This window comes from Mesorhizobium sp. P2_F7 (assembly GCF_056403695.1).
The window spans coordinates 12,966-28,272 of record NZ_JBFUFA010000003.1 but is presented as its reverse complement, the minus strand read 5'-3'; the positions used below and the strand labels follow the sequence as shown (position 1 = coordinate 28,272).

Here is a 15,307-nt window from a genome sequence, read left to right as displayed (position 1 = left end):
CTCAGGCGCCCTTCCCTTTGACCGCTTCAATGCCGACCGACCTTGGACTGAACGAGGCGAACAGCGCCTGGACATAGGGCCGGAACATGTGCTCCAGCGCACCGGCGAACAGGATGACGAGACCCTGGATGATGACGATCATGTCGCGGGAAATCGCGGGCATCTCGAAGGCAAGTTCGGCGCCGCCCTGGTAGAGCATGCCGAACAGGATCGCCGCCAGCACGATGCCGACCGGATGCAGCCGGCCCATCAGCGCCACGGCGATGCCGACGAAACCGGCGCCGGAGACGAAATCGATCGCCACATTGTGCTGGTCGCCCATCACCGGGTTCAGCGTCATCATGCCGGCCAGCGCGCCCGAGATCATCATCGCGATGATGATGATGCGGGTCTCCGAAATGCCGGCATAGCGCGCCGCTTTCGGGCTATGGCCATAGGTGCGCATTTCATAGCCGAGCTTGGTGCGCCAGATCAGCAGCCAGACCAGGAAGGCCATCACCAGCGCCAGCAGGAAGCAGATGTTGAATGGCGCCGAGCGGATCTTGGCGCCGAACAGTTCGATGATCCAGTTGAGCTTGGGCAGTTCGGCCCCCGCGAGGAAGTTGCGCGTCTGCGGCGCCTGCGACGCCGCCGGCTTCAACGGCCCGACCAGGAGGTAGACCATGATCGAGGCGGCGATGAAATTGAACATGATGGTGGTGATCACGATGTGCGAGCCGCGCTTGGCCTGCAGATAGGCCGGGATCAGCGCCCACAGCGCGCCGACCGTCGCCCCGGCGGCGATCGCCAGCGGAAACGTCAGCCACCATGGCAGCACGCTGTCGAAGGCCAGGCAGACCACGCCGACGCCGAGGCCGGCAATATAGGCCTGGCCCTCGGTGCCGATGTTGAACAGGCCGCAATGCGCGGCCACCGCCACCGACAGACCGGTGAAGATGAAGGTGGTGGCGTAAAACAGCGTGAAGGCGATGCCGGTTCCCTTGCCGAAGGCACCTTCGACCAGGATGACGGCCGCGCGAAACGGGTTCTCGCCGACCAGCATGACGACGAAACCGGCAACGATGAAGGCCACCGACAGGTTGATCAGCGGGATCAGCCCATAATCGGCCCAGGCCGGCAATTTGGCGTAAGGCGTGCTCATTCTGCAGCCTCCTGGCGCTCGACGCCGGCCATCAAGAGGCCAAGTTCGCCTTCGGTCGCCTCGGGGCCGCGCTCGCCGACGATGCGGCCGGCAAACATCACCAGGATGCGGTCGGACAGCGAGCGGATCTCGTCGAGTTCGACCGACACCACCAGCACCGCCTTGCCCTGGTCGCGCATGGCGATCAGCCGCTTGTGGATGAATTCGATGGCGCCGACATCGACGCCGCGCGTCGGCTGGCCGACGATGAGAACACCCGGGTCCTGTTCCATTTCCCTCGCCAGCACGATCTTCTGCTGGTTGCCGCCGGAGAAATTCGCCGTCTTCAGGCGCGGATTGCCGGGACGGATATCGTATTTCTCGATCTTGTCCTTGGCGTCGGCCATGATCGCGTCGATGTTGAGGAACGGCCCTTTGAGGTAGCGCGGGTCGTCATGATAGCCGAGAATCGAATTCTCGTTCTCCTCGAAGGCCAGCACCAGCCCGACATGGTGGCGGTCCTCCGGCACATGGGCGAGCCCGCGGTCGCGCAATTCGCCGGGATCGGCCTTGCCGGTGAGGTCGATCGGCTTGCCGTCGAGCATGACAGAGCCGGAAACGGCATGCCTGATGCCGGAAATCGCCTCCAGCAGTTCGGACTGGCCGTTGCCGGCAACACCGGCAATGCCGACGATCTCGCCGGCTTTGATATCGAAGGAGATGTCGTCGACCATGGTGACGCCGCGGGAATCCTTCACCGTCAGGTTCTTGACCGCGAGCTTGACGGCGCCGGCTTCCGCTTCGCCTTTTTCGACCCGCAGCAGCACGCGTCGCCCGACCATCAGCTCGGCGAGTTCCCCCACCGTCGTCTTGGCCGTTTCGCGCGTCGCCACCATCGTGCCCTGGCGCATGACCGAGACATTGTCGGTGATGGCCATGATCTCGCGCAATTTGTGGGTGATCAGCACCACCGTTTTTCCCTGGTCCTTCAACTGCTTGAGGATGCGGAACAGATGGTCGGCCTCGGCCGGCGTCAACACGCCCGTCGGCTCGTCGAGGATGAGGATTTCGGCGCCGCGATACAGCGCCTTGAGGATTTCGACGCGCTGCTGCAGGCCGACCGGCAATTCCTCGATGATGGCGTCGGGATCGACTTCCAGCCCGTATTCGCGTTCGAGACGCTCCAGCTCGGAGCGCGCCTTGGCGATGCTCTTTTTCAACAGCGCATCGCTCTCGGCGCCGAGGATGATGTTTTCCAGCACGGTGAAATTGTCGACCAGCATGAAGTGCTGGTGCACCATGCCGATGCCGAGCGCGATGGCGTCATTCGACGTCTTGATCGAGGCCGTCTTGCCGCCGACGCGGATCTCGCCGCTGTCGGCCTGGTAGAAGCCGTAGAGGATCGACATCAGCGTCGACTTGCCGGCGCCGTTCTCGCCGACAATGCCGTGGATGGTGCCGCGCGCGATCTCCAGGTTGATGTCGCGATTGGCGCGCACGGCGCCAAAACTCTTGTTGATGCCGATCAGCTCGATTGCGGCTTGCGCCATGCAGCCTGTCCCACTCTTATTTTTTTATCGCTTGGTCAAAACGCCTAGCATGATGCCCCACCCGTGCCAATTGGCGGCGCAGGCACACTCTCGACAAATCCCTGTACGATTGTCAATTTCGAACGTGACCTGAGACCTTCACATTCACTAATATACAAAGCTCAATGTCGCAGCATTGTGCAGCTGCGTCCGCCAGAACCGAAGGATTTTCTCGATGATCATGCCTGCCGACCGGCTGACGACGCTGGAAATCCGCGCCACTGAACAGGAAAAGACCATTGAAGAACTGTCCGGCCAGATTGCCGAGCAATGGCAGGTCATCGAACGCATGCAGCGCAAGCTCGACGCGCTGGCCGAGCGTTTCCTGGCGCTGGAAGAGCAGTCGTCGCCTGACGTGCCGATAACCAAACCGCCGCACTGGTAGCAAGGAGAGGCAGATGGCCAGTGAGAGCGATCGCGTTGCCCGTGCCGGCGACTATGTGCTTGGCCTGATGAACGACCGCGACCGGGAACGCGCCGAGCGCGACCTCGAGATCGACCCCGCCTTCCGCGACACGGTGATGCGGCTGGCCGAGCGCATGCATGTCTTCGACCGCGCGGAGCCGTCGGGCGGCAGCGACCGCTGGCGGCTGATCTCGCAGCGCATCGCCGAAATGCCGCAAATGCGCGTGGTCGGCCAGGACGAGATGAAGCCGACGCCGGTGATCAGCAGGCTGGAGCGCCGCCCCTACGGTGTCGGCGTGCATTCGCTTGGCAGCCGACGAGGCGCCGTCATCGCCATAGTGCTGATCGTGGTGTTTGCGCTGGGATATCTCGTCGGACAGCTATAGTGTGAGCTCGCGGAACATCAGAGCCATTGGTCCGCCATCCTGCTCGAAGGATTGTACCTCCACCCAGTTGAGCGCTGCGTAAAAGCGGCGCGCTTGCCACGTGTAGAGATAGAGCCTGGCAACGCCCGCCGATGCCGCATGGGCTTCGACCGCTCTGACCAGCGCTGTGCCGATACCCCGTCCCCGATGGCCTTGGTCAACGATCAGCCCGGCAAGCCATGGCGTCAAATCATGCGCCGGATCGATCTCGTTGCGTACCAGCAGACAACTGCCGATTGGCAGGCCCTGGTCTCGCGCAACGAACGCGGCCTCGAACCCGTCGCTGGCCAGCAATTCGCGAAGCCCGGCTGCGTCTTCCGCCAAAGTTCGTCCGGTACCCGCAAAGAACGCGGCAAGCCGCAGCCTTGCGACGGCCTCCACGTCGCGCTCCGCCATGGCTTCGATTGTGGTCGGCATCGCAGTTGCACCTCAAAAACAAAACCGCCGGGCTCTCACCCGGCGGTTCCAAACCTCAGCGCTTGCCGATCAATACGGGCAGGCGTTGTCGGCGGTGTAGTCGTGCACCTGGATCGTGCCGGCAATGATGTCGGCCTTGGCCTTTTCGACCGCCGCCTTCATCTCGTCAGTGACCAGCGCCTTGTTGTTGTCGTCCATGGCGTAGTCGACGCCGCCTTCCTTGAGGCCGAGATTTTGCAGGCCGCCTTTGAAGGTGCCGTTCTTGCCGTCCATGAAGGCGGTGTAGACGGCCACGTCGACGCGCTTCAGCATCGAGGTCAGCACCTTGCCGGGCTGCAGGCCGTTCTGGTTGGAATCGACGCCGATGCCGAGCTTGCCGGCATCCGCCGCCGCCTGCAGCACGCCGACGCCGGTGCCGCCGGCCGCTGCATAGACCACGTCGGAGCCCTGGTCGATCTGCGTCTTGGCGATCTCGCCGCCCTTGGCCGGATCGTTCCACGCCGCCGGGGTGTCACCGGTCATGTTCTGGATGACGTCGGTCGCACCGGCAGACTTGGCGCCGCCGACATAGCCGCATTCGAACTTGCGGATCAGCGGAATGTCCATGCCGCCGATGAAGGAGACCTTCTTCGTCTTCGAGGCCATCGCCGCCAGGATGCCGACGAGATAGGAGCCTTCGTTCTCCTTGAAGACAAGCGAGCGGACATTGGGCATATCGACGGCGTCGTCGATGATGGCGAAGTTGAGGTCGGGATATTCCTTGGCGACCACCTTCAGCGCATCTTCCCAGGCAAAGCCTGCCATGACGATCGGGTTGCGGCCGTCCTCGGCGAAGCGGCGCAGCGCCTGCTCGCGCTGCGAGGCGTTGGACACTTCGAACTCGACATAGGCGGTGCCGGTTTCGGTCTTGAACTTTTCGGCGCCGTGATAGGCAGCCTCGTTGAAGGATTTGTCGAACTTGCCGCCGAGATCGTAGAGGATGGCCGGCTGGACATCCGCGGCGAAAGCCGGAAGAACCATTGCGGTTGCGGCCAGGAGGCCGAGAACGATACGTTTCATGTGATCCACACCCTGTCGGTTATTCTTTTCCGTTACGCGCCGCCCGCCTGCCCGGTTCTCCGGCAGGCGTGCGACATCAGCCAGGAGCGTACTCCCCTCCCGCTCCGGGCAATCTGGCACGGCCCGAAACAAAATTCACGCGGAATTTTGACCTTTTGGAAAAGCATGCCCAAGGCGGTGACAGCCGTGGGCGGGAGCCGCCTTGTCGTCGCAAGTCCGCCCGGAACAATCCGTCAGCCCGGCGCGAATTCTCCGCCTCGCCGCCGGCGCCGGTAGCCGATCGCGTAGAGCAGCAAGGCAAGTACCGCGAACACGGCGAAGCCCGGCTGGGCCAGTACCCAGGCGATGCCGCCGTCCCAGACGATCGGATTGGCCTTGGCGCGCACGAAGGTCTCGAAGGCCGCGCGGGTGTCGGGCGAAACCGCCAGCCAGCTCGAATTGAGCGGTGTCATGACCAGTGCGGAGGCCGCCACCGAGCGCGTCGCGTCAAGCACCGCCATGATGACGGCGACCGAAAGGGCGACCATGGCCGCGAGGCGAAACAGAAAACGCAACATCGAAATCTTCCTCCGGTCCTCAAGCTCCTCCCGAGGACCTTCCGGTCAAGACGAGGAATAGAATGCGTACGCCCGGCGCGCAATTGGCTTACGCGAATTTGAAGCCCCCGTCCGCCTATATGGTCGCCTTTCGGCTGCGCCGATGGACGAGCCAGACGGCAAGGATGCCGCCGGCAATGGCGCCGACCACCAGCCCGGCAAGGCCGATGAACACGGCAAAATAGCCGCAGCCGCCCTCAAAACAGCTGATGTCGGTGACTTCGGCGATGACAGCACCCAGCCCAAAGCCGGCGACGGCGCCGACGATCGCGCCAAGAATGATGCCGAGCAGGGCTGCGGCAATCGAGGCGAAGGCTGACGGCGCTTGCGCTGCCGGCCTGGCATAGACAGCCGCGGGTCCCGCGTCGCGGCGCAGCAGGTAGATGCAGAACAAGCCAATGCCGATTTCGGCGGCAGTGATGGCCAGGCTTCTGGCGGAGAACACGAATTCCGGCACAGCCAGCACATAGACCTGCCTTGCCAGCAGAAAGACGATGACGGCGATCTGCCAGAAGGTGAAATGGCGCGGGAAGTGCGCCGAACGGCCGAAGGCGAGGCCGAGCAGATAGAGGCCCCACAGGATGGTGACGATATCGAAGGCCAGCGCGCCAAGGACGAAATAGAAGACCGTGTCCGGCAGGCCGGAACTGCCGACCAGCCACCAGGCCGAAACCAGCCCATAGACCGACAACGCCATGACGAAGAGGAGCCAGACCACCGGGATGAAGGACAGGTCCGAACGCCCGGGCGGCGGCAGCCCGCCCGGCACACCACTGCCTTGCACGCCTCCGGCCGGCGTTGCGCTGGCCGGCTGTTCATTGCTCGATGTCATGTCCGGACGTTGCCCCCGCAAAGCCTCCGCCTCACTCGACAGCCGGCCCGGGGCGAAGTCAAGCGCGGCCGGCCCTGCCGCCTTGCCTGTGCACACCATTCGCAACCGAGGCGCCCTTGAAGCGGAGGCGTTGCCGGCCCGAGGAAACGATGCATGGCCGGCAAAGCGAATAGACTGCCGTTATGGCTTGGCATTCGGCGCCGGATCGACTAGATGAGCCCCGCGCCTGTTTGATTGACGGGCGCCGGGAAGGGCATCCGCTGGTTGGCGGCGCCCGTGACGCGGGTCTCCCCCGCACTTCCCAAAGGGATGCATCTCCCCAACCCGCGCGGCAAAACAGGCCGGCGCGAATGCAAGGACGGAGAGGTGGCCGAGTGGTTGAAGGCGCACGCCTGGAAAGTGTGTTTACGGGAGACCGTAACGCGGGTTCGAATCCCGCTCTCTCCGCCAATGTTAATGATTTTATTACTTTTTTTGGCGTTTTTATCCCGATGCCATAACCCAAAAAACCCGGCCGATGCGGCTAAACCTTCATGTGATCCGATAGCGCCTTCGTTTAGCGCACTAATACCCTCGCACAATTGAGGAACGGGGCCGCCGTTGGTAGTTTTACAGATGTCGGCCATCTCCTCCCTCCCAAGCGATGGCGGTACCAAGCTCACCCCCGAGCTTGAAATCAACCCGCTGCCTCCCTCCCCCAAGGCAGCGGGTTTTTTCGGCGCAGAACGGATACATCAAAGAGCCCCGCCGAAGCGGGCTGTGTCGTTTGCGGTGCTGAGCGGCTAGGCGTTCCAGGGTGTATCCTCGTCCGCAGTCTACGGCCTCAATGTCTTCGTCGGCGACGGCAACCAATGCATCGGCAAGGATCATGGTGTCCCAATCATCACGAAGGCGGCGCTGATCAAGCAACCTCACGCTGCGGCGCCGGCCATCTCTTCGTCCATGGGGCTGTGAGAATGTGCTACGATCCAGCGAGCTCTGAGGCTTAAGTCAGGATAATCCCGAATAGTTCCGCTGGGAGGCAGACCATGACAAAGGTGCGTCACGTCTCATTTGCGGTCCTTGGCACATTTACCGCGATGCTGGGGTTAGCGGGCAACGTAGATGCTGAGGATGCATCTCCGACAATCGTCACCCTCGGAGACAGCTACATCAACGGCCACGGAATAGAGGCACCAGCTGACGCATTTGCGGCTAAGCTCAAGTCGGCGCTGGGCGCCGACGGGCACCAAGTGACAATTGTAGAGGTCGGGTACACAAACGACAGCAGGGTGGGTCTCCGTTGGTTGACGAAATCGAGCGGCGGCCTTGACCTGCAGGCGACCCCTGCAAACAACGTTCTCACTGTCGAACTGGGGCAGAACGATTGCGGGCTTCTCGACCTCGAGCACACGCGAGCGAATCTCGACCAGATTCTGGGTATTCTCGACGACAAGCGGGTTCCAGTGCTGGTCGTCGGAACCGCGGCCTATGCCTATTGCGGGGCTCCCTATGCCGAGCCGTTTTCAAAAATGTTTTCCGAGCTGGCGGCCAAGCATGGCGATTTGCTCTACGCCGACTTCAAGAAGGGGGTGACGGGGAATCCGGATCTGCTGCAATTTGACTACGACCACCCCAATGCAGCGGGCGAGGCGATCATCGTCAGGAATATGCTCCCTGTGGTTGAGGCGCTCCTCGCACAAGTGCAACCGCATTGAGCACCCGTCTGAAGAACGAGCGAGGACGACGGGAATTTACCTTTACCCCGGATCCCTGGGAATATCTGTCTCGATCGCAGCGTTACGAAATCCGCGCGGCCTTGGCGCAAGGTTGCGCACCTAAGCCCGCTCCCATAGACACCTCTACATGACAAGGGGTGCCGCTGTACCAATCCTGGGCATTCGCGTTGACAGATAAGACAAGGCACGTCAGCGCGATCCATCTTCGTGCCAGTCCCATGACACCCTCGCTGCTGGCACCGGCCATCGGTGTGCCCTATGAAGGCGGCAACGCCCCCAACATTGCCGCCTTGGCTCTCCCTCTGCCGTCGCTAGCCCTCGCGATAGACAAGCAGCAGCATCATCATCGCCGCTGATCCGGCTGGTGCTTTCGTCGGCAGGCTCGCCGCGAGCGCTCTAAGCGTTAGGTCGTTCATGGATGAGATATCAATGGAACTAATACCCGGTTGTGCGCGTAATAGCGTGCAACTGGTGGGGCATTAACAAATGATGGTCGGGGCGATTCTGATCGTTGAAGACGAGCCGCTTATTCTGCTCGATGTCGAAACGGGGTTGCAGGAAGCTGGCTTCGAAGTGGTAGCGGCCCACAATGCGGCGGAGGCGATTGCTGCTTTCGACGCGGAGCCGGACAGGTTCAAGGCTCTTGTCACGGACATTCGATTAGGCGCTGGTCAATCGGGCTGGGACCTGGCTAGGCATTTGCGGCAAGCCAAGCCCACCCTCCCAGTGATCTATATTAGCGGTGACAGTGCTGTTCATTGGGGCGCTGAGGGCGTTCCTGGCAGCGTGATGATCTCCAAGCCGTTCGCCCTGCCCCAAATCATAACCGCGTTGTCGACGCTCCTAAATGCGCAGCCGCCTGCACCTGAAGCTTCGAATTAGAGCCGCAAGAGGAAGCTTACAATCCGTATGGTCGCTGCTTCCTAGCGCTTACTTCCGAACAATCCAGTCTAGCAACTCGGGATCGACGTCATCGCTGCCTTTATAGGCGCGGATCAAAAGCGCGGCGTGTTCTCGCCAGCGCTCTTCGGGTATTTTCTCTTCGATGACGGATTTCTTAAAGGCGCTGCGCAGCACCTCGCACTCGTAAGATGAAACCCGAACCCTATCCATCGCCGCTGCCCTCGCAATGGGAAAGCGATTTATAGGTCCGCTGAAATCCGTTTTTCAAATCAATTTCGGCTAGAGGTGTAACTGCCACCACGTTTATTAGGATTTGCTCATCCTTGACGCCGGCGCCCGCTGCCCCAGAATCCTGGCATGGCTCGGGGAGATATCAAAGTAGGCGATGAAGTCGCTGTCACTGCGGTTGTGCGCGGCCGGGTGACGCCCGATCGCATCAGCGTGACGATCCCTCCTATGCGTTCACGCATTCGGTGTGGATTCCACTTCGAATGCGGGTGATCGGCCAGCATATAGATCTAACCGGCCATGTCACTCGTATCGGGTGACGATAAGCCTCCGGCCGTTGGTGACGGTCGACGCCGAGCATGTCCGCCTGGTGGAAAGCTACGTCCCGCCCAACCGAAAAAGGCCGCTTGTCCGCAGCCCATCCCGAAAATGATAGGGGCGCCGAGCCTCTGGGATCTTTTTTCTTTCGACTGGAAATTTATTGAGGCCGCCGCGTTGTGGGTGCGCGCGGACGAAGGGGATTCAAGGTGCAGGTTTTTGATAGGCTTGAAGCGTTACTGGATGCGGGCGATCCATCCGCCGCTCTGGAAGAGGCGCGAGCTTCGATGCTTCAGATCAAGGGGCGGTCGAACGTGGTCTCGCGCGCGATCGACGATTTTTTGATCGACTTGATGACCCTAGCATTCGTCACCGAAGCCTTTGGCAACCATCTCGCAGATGCGGTACACAAGCTCGCTCGGCGAAGGCTCTCAAAAGTCAGACTGCTGATTACCTGACGGGCGCCAGCGCTCGTTCAACCTTGCCCGCCGTCGAGCACCGTATGGGCCCGGGCGTCTCTTTGCGCCTCGCTGTGGCCTGCAGGGAGCGTTTCTGAACACGCTCCCTAAAACTTAGCAACCTTCCGCTTTCAGGGATCGCACCATCCGCACAACCACCGGGTCATACGGGACTTTTTCCGATCTGCTGTAATTTATGGTGAAGAGTGCGGCACGGTCGCTGCAGATCGCGATAGCGCGGACATATCGAATCTGGCCACTTTTAATGCCCGAGTAACTGGCCCACCTCGGGGTGACGCGCCGATAAGTCAGCTTCCACCCACCCTTTTCGTCCACAATCATGCGGTGCTCGACCTCGGCGGGAAAAGTGGCGTTTCCGAGTCTGGCACCCCAGACAGCAAGGAAGGCATCGTTTTCGCCTTGAAAAGCGGCGCCTTGATCTGAACGCTGAGTCAGAACAAAACCCGGCGGAACATCAAATGTGAAGCCGAATTGCCTGACACCGAATTGCTGCCACGCCTGCGCCAGAAGAAGCGTGCTGCAAAATAGGACCGGAACGAGGCTGAGCAGAAAACGAACCATGGCGGGAAAATGGTAGCCCCGCGATTCCGTTCCATTAGCAAGAAATGAGATTTCGAAGACACTAGGCCCGATCGGGAAACCGCCTTTCGCGGCCAAGCGACTGAGCGTGCGTCTAACCGTATTTTGCATAGGCCACGATATTAGTCTGCGGCTCCCGCAACCCCCCTTGGCGCGCTCGAGATCGAACTTATCACCTTGGCTTGGGGGCAATCCAAGAATTCATGATTTATCTCTTGTAGTGTTCGTTCGCTCATTTCACTCTGTGCCAACCCCAGCAGCTTTCCACTGTCTTTCGCGCTGAAGCCGTTTGCCATCAGTTTCTTGTAGTGCACCAGCATCTCTGCCGGGACTGCGAAGCCACGTCGAAAGTCTGACGCGGCTTTCTGGGTGCGGGTGATGCCCAACTGGCTGGCCGTAGCCTTAACAGAAGCCACGCTACAGCTAAGCCGTGTGGCTATCACTTTCGGGCTCTCGTTGTTTGCATACCCTTCCTTGATCGCAATCCGTCGTTCTGTCATTTTCATTCGCACTTGCCCGTCTTCTAGTCCACGATCAGGCCGAGCGGCCCGCTATAAGATCCCAAAACCCGCCGCTCCATTCACCGCAGCGGCGGGTCCAGAAGATGCCGGGGGGTTGATGTGACCCGACGCTAACGAACGGTCGAGACGCTCAGATGTTCCTGCGGCTTCGATCCCAAGGGTCATGGGTACAAGGCGCGTTCTATGCCGCCGCTCTCCTGCTCCGGCGAAGCGTCGGATGCGCTCTGGCGGCTCGCTGTGGCCTGCCGGCAGCGGTTCTGAATACGTTCCCCCGAAGAAAAGATGCGTCCGCGCTGCTTCTCTGCCTCACGGTCAGCCTGTACCTGCAGCAGCGGCTGCCAATCGTCGGCTTGGAGAAGAAATTACGGGGAACATATTAGCCATATCGAATGTTAAGTGCTCCTGAACAGCCGCAAACAGCTCTCAGCAGATGAATTAAGGGCAGCGCGATCCCTACTGAACTGGTCGCGAGTCCGACTTGGCGCGAAGGCCAATCTTAGCGAAATGACGATCAGCGATTTCGAGAACGGCGTTAGGAAACCGCGGCCCCACAACATCGAGGCGGTGCGCCTGGCGTTTGAGGACGCCGGAATTGTATTCACCGCAAAAGGTTCTCCATCGCTGGCCAACACTGAAGGTGATAGCGGCCTCGACACCTGACAGTCGATGCCGCCACGGTCCAGATGGGGGCGAAATACCGCCGGCCGAGAGGAACGGAGCCGTTGCGGCAGAAGCCAGCTTGCTTAGTCGGGGATGTGTCGGGTCGCCTTCCTCAGGGTTCCATCGGATAGACGATTCTAGAGGGTCGATACCGGGATTGCTTATCGAAGGAACCAAAAAACGAGCAGTGCGACGGAGGCAAAGAATAGAGTTCCGGCGGCTACCAACACCCCTTTGCTGGCCTCCCGCCGCGGCTGGGGGTCGGGGACGAGCTTTTTAGGATTCGCCTCTTCGTTCATGGGAGCTAAAGTTGCGGCAGCAAATTAGGTTCCGCTAATCCTTGACTGCTCAAGAACCCGCCGCCCCATTCACGGCGGCGGCGGGTCGATCCCGCTTTTTGGGCTGGACCTGCAGCAGGCGAATTTGAGGGAACTGCGCCTGCTGTAAGCAGAAACCTTTGACGATCACTTACGTTCCGGATGCATGAGTCCTTGGGACATTGCGCCGATTTCTTCGTCGATCTCTTGGCCCGGAATGCCTTGGATTTCCGCTGCCCGTTTTGCGTCCACAACCATATCTGTCACCAGCAGCACCGGCCCAGTAATCGGATCGTCGGGTAAATGGTCCGATACCCAATGGTAGAGAAAATCGCTGCCTCGCCTGCTCATTCCTCCCGAAAATCCTGAAGGGAAGCGTGCCGCAAGTCTGCCTCACCGCGCAGGTTCTTTACCCGGTCAGGCCCGGTTTTACCCATTGGGCGGCCGGCCGCTTCATGCACTTCGGCGCCGGCCCAGCGTGCTTCTGGACGCGCTTCCAGAGTCGTTCGTGGATTTCCCAGCCGGAGTTGATGAAGGCAAAGCCGACATAGCGGCCGGTGCCGCGCTCGGTCATAAGGGCAAAGGCCGGTTGGCCGGGCTCGCGGCTCGACGCCGAGCAAGTCGTATTCGCCGATGGTGTAACCCTCCGCTTTCAACGAATTGCTCGGTCGCCCGCTCCGGCAAACGCTTGGCCCTGCGCTTCGAAACCATTCCTTCAAGCCCGGCCTGATCGACAAGATGGATATTGCCGCAGCATCGCCTGGGAGGGACTGGTTTCGCTTGGCCATCCTGGAAGATCGCTTTCAAGCGAACGAGAATTGCGCCACTAGGCCTCTTAGGTCGACGGTTCCGGCGGTTTTGCGCAACATCGCACTAGCCTTCGGGCGCGGAAATCGGTCCAATCCCGGCAAATTCAGCCAGGCAATGGGCTGTCGACACGAGCCCTGATTTCCGTGCTCGGTGGAATCTGCTCCGATTTCCCATGCCTCTCCACGGCAACATGAGTGACGGGCTCGTGCGGCGGATGCGGGCGCTCGTGGAGACGCGTTCCCTTTGCCCAGAGAAGCAGCGCCTCCCAGTGAATGCCGATTGTGACCTTCAGCGTCACAAGAGGGTAGGCCAAGAACGTCGCCGCCAGTGTCGCGTCGCTGAGCGGACGCCGCTTGCCCGAGAAACTGGCGACTATCAGAGGTCCCTGACTGTCACTGCCGGTAATGTGAACCGACACGACCTCCTCGGGGGGGCCGATCCGGAAGCGATATTGCATGCCCATGCCAAGGAAAGGCGAGACGTAGAGACGCTTGGCGCAATGTTGGTCCACGAAACCTTTGCGTTCGCCATCCTCGACAGGGATCAGATAGGTGTGGCGCTGCCCAAACGTATTGTTGACCTCATAAAGGATGGCGGCGAGCCCGCCCCGCCGGCGGTAGCAGAAATAGACGCTGAGCGGATTGAAGGCATAGCCAAGCACCCTTGGCATCGACAGAATCCGCACGGCACCGCCGTCGATCTCGATTCCGGCCATGTTCAGTTGGCGCTCGACATAGGCCTTGAGGGCGCCGCCGGAACCGTCGCCGTGGTCCCGGTCGGCAAAGCTCAAAAAATTGAACCGGTTGCGCGAGAAGAGCCATAGCCTTGCAGCTAGATTGTCGATCTCGTCGAGGTCAAGTAGCAGAAAGAACATACGGTAGGACAGCCTGTGCGGGCGCGGTTTCAGGCGCTGGTGCATGACCCTGCCGGTATAAAGGGCTGATTGAACATCTGGCATCAGGCGGCTGCCAGATCAGGCCGCTCAACGGCTGCCGAAAGGTGGATCCTGCCCGATTCGTCCACCACATCCCAAGGGCGCCGGATGCCACCCAGCGCCTCGGCCACGGCAAGGCCGGACTGCAGTCCGTCCTCGTGAAAACCGGCTCCGAAATAGGCGCCGCAGAACCAGGTGTTGCGGACCCCTTGGAGCGACCAAAGTTTCTTCTGGGCGCGCATAGCGGTGGTGTCGAATGCCGGGTGCTCGTAGATCACGCTATGTTTTACCGCGCGAGCCTCGGGTTCCATAGCGGGGTTGAGCGTGACAAACAGCGGCAGTTGGTCAGGCAGGGACTGCAGCCTGTTCATCCAGTATGTGACCGAGAGCTGGCGGGTTTCACCGCGTGTATCGGCAAGGTAATTCCAGCTCGACCAGGCCCGCTTCCTGCGCGGCATGAGGCGGGGATCCGAGTGCAGCACGGCCTCGTTTCGACTGTAGCCGAAGCTACCCAGCAACTGCTTCTCCTCGTGGCTCGCGTCGGGAAGCATGGCCAGCGCCTGGTTGGCATGGGTCGCTACCACGACCTGGTCGAAGCGTTGCTCGACGCCGTCAATATCGGTGAGCCATACCGCTCCCGAGTTCCGCGCAATGCAACGCACGCGACGCCCCAGGAATATCCGGCCGGTAAATCGACCAGCCAAATTATCGACGTAATTGCGACTGCCGCCATCAACCGTCCGCCACATCGGACGGCCGGCAAACTTCAGCAAGCCGTGATTGTCGCAGAACCGGATAAAGGCGGCGGCCGGGTAGTTCCCGACTTCCGCCGCCGGCGTCGACCAGATCGCGGCTGCCATCGGGTACAGGTGGTCCTCGCGAAATGCTGCCCCATAACCTTTGGCATCCAGATACTCGGCAAGGCTGCTCTCGCCGATCCGTGAAATGTCGTAGGGCGCTTCGCGATAGAATCGAAGCAACTCCCTCAGCATCTGCCAGAACCGTAGGCGTGTGACGTTGCCGGGATGTGCAAGAAGACCGCCCAACCCGGTCCCGGAATATTCCAGGCGGCCGCCGTCCAGCGAAACCGCAAATGACATCTCGGATGGCTTGGTGCGCACGCCTATATGGGCAAAAAGAGCCGTCAGATTGGGATAGGTTACCTCATTGTAGACGATGAATCCGGTGTCCACCTGGGTTCCGCCGGCATTGACAGTGTTGCTGTGGCCGCCAAGCCGGGTATCTGCTTCGAACAACGATACGTTGTGGCGCTGCGAAAGCAGCCACGCCGCCGACAGTCCGGATATCCCACTGCCGACGACCGCTATGTCCATCGGACGATCCGTGACCAGGCGTTTGCCCACTGCCGTCATACGCACGCTCCAGTTTCCAGTGGA

Annotated in this window: 19 protein-coding genes and 1 tRNA gene; 7 read left to right on the top strand and 13 right to left on the bottom strand. The window is 60.9% G+C overall.

The features are described from left to right. Position 1 precedes the first annotated feature (1 nt). The gene (locus tag AC1DZ8_RS09915; protein ID WP_477310279.1) at positions 2 to 1,141 is read right to left on the bottom strand and encodes an ABC transporter permease; all 1,140 of its coding nucleotides are present in this window, start codon (positions 1,139 to 1,141) and stop codon (positions 2 to 4) included. After that, complete coding sequence (locus AC1DZ8_RS09910; protein WP_477310281.1) at positions 1,138 to 2,670, bottom strand: ABC transporter ATP-binding protein; 1,533 nt, start codon at positions 2,668 to 2,670, stop codon at positions 1,138 to 1,140. Before AC1DZ8_RS09910 ends, AC1DZ8_RS09915 begins: the two co-directional genes overlap by 4 nt. A gap of 214 nt (positions 2,671 to 2,884) precedes the next feature. On the opposite strand from AC1DZ8_RS09910, the gene AC1DZ8_RS09905 reads away from it, so the two are divergent. Both AC1DZ8_RS09905 and AC1DZ8_RS09900 read left to right on the top strand, forming a co-directional pair. Continuing rightward, entirely contained in the window at positions 2,885 to 3,094 is a 210-nt protein-coding gene (locus AC1DZ8_RS09905; RefSeq protein WP_477310283.1) for a SlyX family protein, read from the top strand. A 13-nt stretch (positions 3,095 to 3,107) separates the two neighbouring features. Next, a complete protein-coding gene (locus tag AC1DZ8_RS09900) occupies positions 3,108 to 3,500 on the top strand; it encodes a hypothetical protein (RefSeq protein ID WP_477310285.1) in 393 nt (130 codons plus the stop codon). On the opposite strand, the gene AC1DZ8_RS09895 is transcribed toward AC1DZ8_RS09900, so the two are convergent. From AC1DZ8_RS09895 to AC1DZ8_RS09880, 4 genes are all read right to left on the bottom strand, one after another. Next, entirely contained in the window at positions 3,495 to 3,956 is a 462-nt protein-coding gene (locus tag AC1DZ8_RS09895; protein ID WP_477310287.1) for a GNAT family N-acetyltransferase, read from the bottom strand. The genes AC1DZ8_RS09900 and AC1DZ8_RS09895 overlap by 6 nt on opposite strands. Positions 3,957 to 4,025: 69 nt before the next feature. Beyond that, positions 4,026 to 5,015 (bottom strand): BMP family lipoprotein, encoded by a 990-nt coding sequence (locus AC1DZ8_RS09890; RefSeq protein WP_477286027.1) that lies wholly within the window; start codon positions 5,013 to 5,015, stop codon positions 4,026 to 4,028. 233 nt (positions 5,016 to 5,248) lie between these two features. After that, on the bottom strand, positions 5,249 to 5,572 hold the full coding sequence (locus AC1DZ8_RS09885) for a hypothetical protein (RefSeq protein WP_477310289.1): 324 nt from the start codon (positions 5,570 to 5,572) through the stop codon (positions 5,249 to 5,251). A gap of 115 nt (positions 5,573 to 5,687) precedes the next feature. After that, positions 5,688 to 6,443 carry a hypothetical protein gene (locus AC1DZ8_RS09880; protein WP_477310291.1) on the bottom strand — a complete coding sequence of 252 codons (756 nt, stop codon included), beginning with the start codon at positions 6,441 to 6,443 and terminating at the stop codon, positions 5,688 to 5,690. Positions 6,444 to 6,803: 360 nt separating this feature from the next. Here AC1DZ8_RS09880 and AC1DZ8_RS09875 point away from each other — a divergent pair. The 3 genes from AC1DZ8_RS09875 (at position 6,804) to AC1DZ8_RS09865 (ending at position 9,043) form a co-directional block, all read left to right on the top strand. Further along, positions 6,804 to 6,893: transfer RNA gene (locus AC1DZ8_RS09875), tRNA-Ser, on the top strand. 578 nt (positions 6,894 to 7,471) lie between these two features. Then, positions 7,472 to 8,140 (top strand): GDSL-type esterase/lipase family protein, encoded by a 669-nt coding sequence (locus tag AC1DZ8_RS09870; protein ID WP_477310293.1) that lies wholly within the window; start codon positions 7,472 to 7,474, stop codon positions 8,138 to 8,140. Positions 8,141 to 8,647: 507 nt separating this feature from the next. Next, positions 8,648 to 9,043, top strand: a complete 396-nt coding sequence (locus AC1DZ8_RS09865) for a response regulator (RefSeq protein ID WP_477400808.1) — start codon at positions 8,648 to 8,650, stop codon at positions 9,041 to 9,043. 48 nt (positions 9,044 to 9,091) lie between these two features. Here the strand turns inward: AC1DZ8_RS09865 and AC1DZ8_RS09860 are convergent, their stop codons facing one another. After that, positions 9,092 to 9,238, bottom strand: a complete 147-nt coding sequence (locus AC1DZ8_RS09860; protein WP_477310297.1) for a hypothetical protein — start codon at positions 9,236 to 9,238, stop codon at positions 9,092 to 9,094. A gap of 581 nt (positions 9,239 to 9,819) precedes the next feature. On the opposite strand from AC1DZ8_RS09860, the gene AC1DZ8_RS09855 reads away from it, so the two are divergent. Then, positions 9,820 to 10,068, top strand: coding sequence for a hypothetical protein (locus tag AC1DZ8_RS09855; RefSeq protein ID WP_477310299.1), 249 nt, complete (start codon positions 9,820 to 9,822; stop codon positions 10,066 to 10,068). A 114-nt stretch (positions 10,069 to 10,182) separates the two neighbouring features. Here AC1DZ8_RS09855 and AC1DZ8_RS09850 read toward each other — a convergent pair whose 3' ends face one another. Together AC1DZ8_RS09850 and AC1DZ8_RS09845 are read right to left on the bottom strand one after the other, a co-directional pair. Beyond that, complete coding sequence (locus tag AC1DZ8_RS09850) at positions 10,183 to 10,746, bottom strand: hypothetical protein (protein WP_477400806.1); 564 nt, start codon at positions 10,744 to 10,746, stop codon at positions 10,183 to 10,185. A 44-nt stretch (positions 10,747 to 10,790) separates the two neighbouring features. Beyond that, positions 10,791 to 11,174: a hypothetical protein gene (locus tag AC1DZ8_RS09845; protein ID WP_477310743.1), complete on the bottom strand. Its 384-nt coding sequence runs from the start codon at positions 11,172 to 11,174 to the stop codon at positions 10,791 to 10,793. A gap of 411 nt (positions 11,175 to 11,585) precedes the next feature. Here AC1DZ8_RS09845 and AC1DZ8_RS09840 point away from each other — a divergent pair, with 411 nt between their 5' ends. Further along, complete coding sequence (locus AC1DZ8_RS09840; RefSeq protein ID WP_477310745.1) at positions 11,586 to 11,849, top strand: helix-turn-helix domain-containing protein; 264 nt, start codon at positions 11,586 to 11,588, stop codon at positions 11,847 to 11,849. Between the two features lie 464 nt (positions 11,850 to 12,313). Here the strand turns inward: AC1DZ8_RS09840 and AC1DZ8_RS09835 are convergent, their stop codons facing one another. The 4 genes from AC1DZ8_RS09835 to AC1DZ8_RS09820 all read right to left on the bottom strand — a co-directional run bounded on the left by AC1DZ8_RS09835 (position 12,314) and on the right by AC1DZ8_RS09820 (position 15,244). Beyond that, on the bottom strand, positions 12,314 to 12,517 hold the full coding sequence (locus tag AC1DZ8_RS09835) for a hypothetical protein (protein WP_477310747.1): 204 nt from the start codon (positions 12,515 to 12,517) through the stop codon (positions 12,314 to 12,316). A gap of 58 nt (positions 12,518 to 12,575) precedes the next feature. Next, complete coding sequence (locus AC1DZ8_RS09830) at positions 12,576 to 12,740, bottom strand: hypothetical protein (RefSeq protein WP_477310749.1); 165 nt, start codon at positions 12,738 to 12,740, stop codon at positions 12,576 to 12,578. A gap of 339 nt (positions 12,741 to 13,079) precedes the next feature. After that, positions 13,080 to 13,937: a DUF1365 domain-containing protein gene (locus AC1DZ8_RS09825; RefSeq protein WP_477310768.1), complete on the bottom strand. Its 858-nt coding sequence runs from the start codon at positions 13,935 to 13,937 to the stop codon at positions 13,080 to 13,082. After that, positions 13,934 to 15,244 (bottom strand): NAD(P)/FAD-dependent oxidoreductase, encoded by a 1,311-nt coding sequence (locus AC1DZ8_RS09820; RefSeq protein ID WP_477310751.1) that lies wholly within the window; start codon positions 15,242 to 15,244, stop codon positions 13,934 to 13,936. The genes AC1DZ8_RS09825 and AC1DZ8_RS09820 overlap by 4 nt, the downstream gene beginning before the upstream one ends. Positions 15,245 to 15,307 lie beyond the last annotated feature (63 nt).

What these genes read in the sequence shown, in the direction of transcription:
- AC1DZ8_RS09915 (WP_477310279.1), bottom strand. Translation starts at nt 1,141, where the DNA reads ATGAGCACGCCTTACGCCAAATTGCCGGCCTGGGCCGATTATGGGCTG.
- AC1DZ8_RS09910 (WP_477310281.1), bottom strand. Translation starts at nt 2,670, where the DNA reads ATGGCGCAAGCCGCAATCGAGCTGATCGGCATCAACAAGAGTTTTGGC.
- AC1DZ8_RS09905 (WP_477310283.1), top strand. Translation starts at nt 2,885, where the DNA reads ATGATCATGCCTGCCGACCGGCTGACGACGCTGGAAATCCGCGCCACT.
- AC1DZ8_RS09900 (WP_477310285.1), top strand. Translation starts at nt 3,108, where the DNA reads ATGGCCAGTGAGAGCGATCGCGTTGCCCGTGCCGGCGACTATGTGCTT.
- AC1DZ8_RS09895 (WP_477310287.1), bottom strand. Translation starts at nt 3,956, where the DNA reads ATGCCGACCACAATCGAAGCCATGGCGGAGCGCGACGTGGAGGCCGTC.
- AC1DZ8_RS09890 (WP_477286027.1), bottom strand. Translation starts at nt 5,015, where the DNA reads ATGAAACGTATCGTTCTCGGCCTCCTGGCCGCAACCGCAATGGTTCTT.
- AC1DZ8_RS09885 (WP_477310289.1), bottom strand. Translation starts at nt 5,572, where the DNA reads ATGTTGCGTTTTCTGTTTCGCCTCGCGGCCATGGTCGCCCTTTCGGTC.
- AC1DZ8_RS09880 (WP_477310291.1), bottom strand. Translation starts at nt 6,443, where the DNA reads ATGACATCGAGCAATGAACAGCCGGCCAGCGCAACGCCGGCCGGAGGC.
- AC1DZ8_RS09870 (WP_477310293.1), top strand. Translation starts at nt 7,472, where the DNA reads ATGACAAAGGTGCGTCACGTCTCATTTGCGGTCCTTGGCACATTTACC.
- AC1DZ8_RS09865 (WP_477400808.1), top strand. Translation starts at nt 8,648, where the DNA reads ATGATGGTCGGGGCGATTCTGATCGTTGAAGACGAGCCGCTTATTCTG.
- AC1DZ8_RS09845 (WP_477310743.1), bottom strand. Translation starts at nt 11,174, where the DNA reads ATGAAAATGACAGAACGACGGATTGCGATCAAGGAAGGGTATGCAAAC.
- AC1DZ8_RS09835 (WP_477310747.1), bottom strand. Translation starts at nt 12,517, where the DNA reads ATGAGCAGGCGAGGCAGCGATTTTCTCTACCATTGGGTATCGGACCAT.
- AC1DZ8_RS09830 (WP_477310749.1), bottom strand. Translation starts at nt 12,740, where the DNA reads ATGACCGAGCGCGGCACCGGCCGCTATGTCGGCTTTGCCTTCATCAAC.
- AC1DZ8_RS09820 (WP_477310751.1), bottom strand. Translation starts at nt 15,244, where the DNA reads ATGGACATAGCGGTCGTCGGCAGTGGGATATCCGGACTGTCGGCGGCG.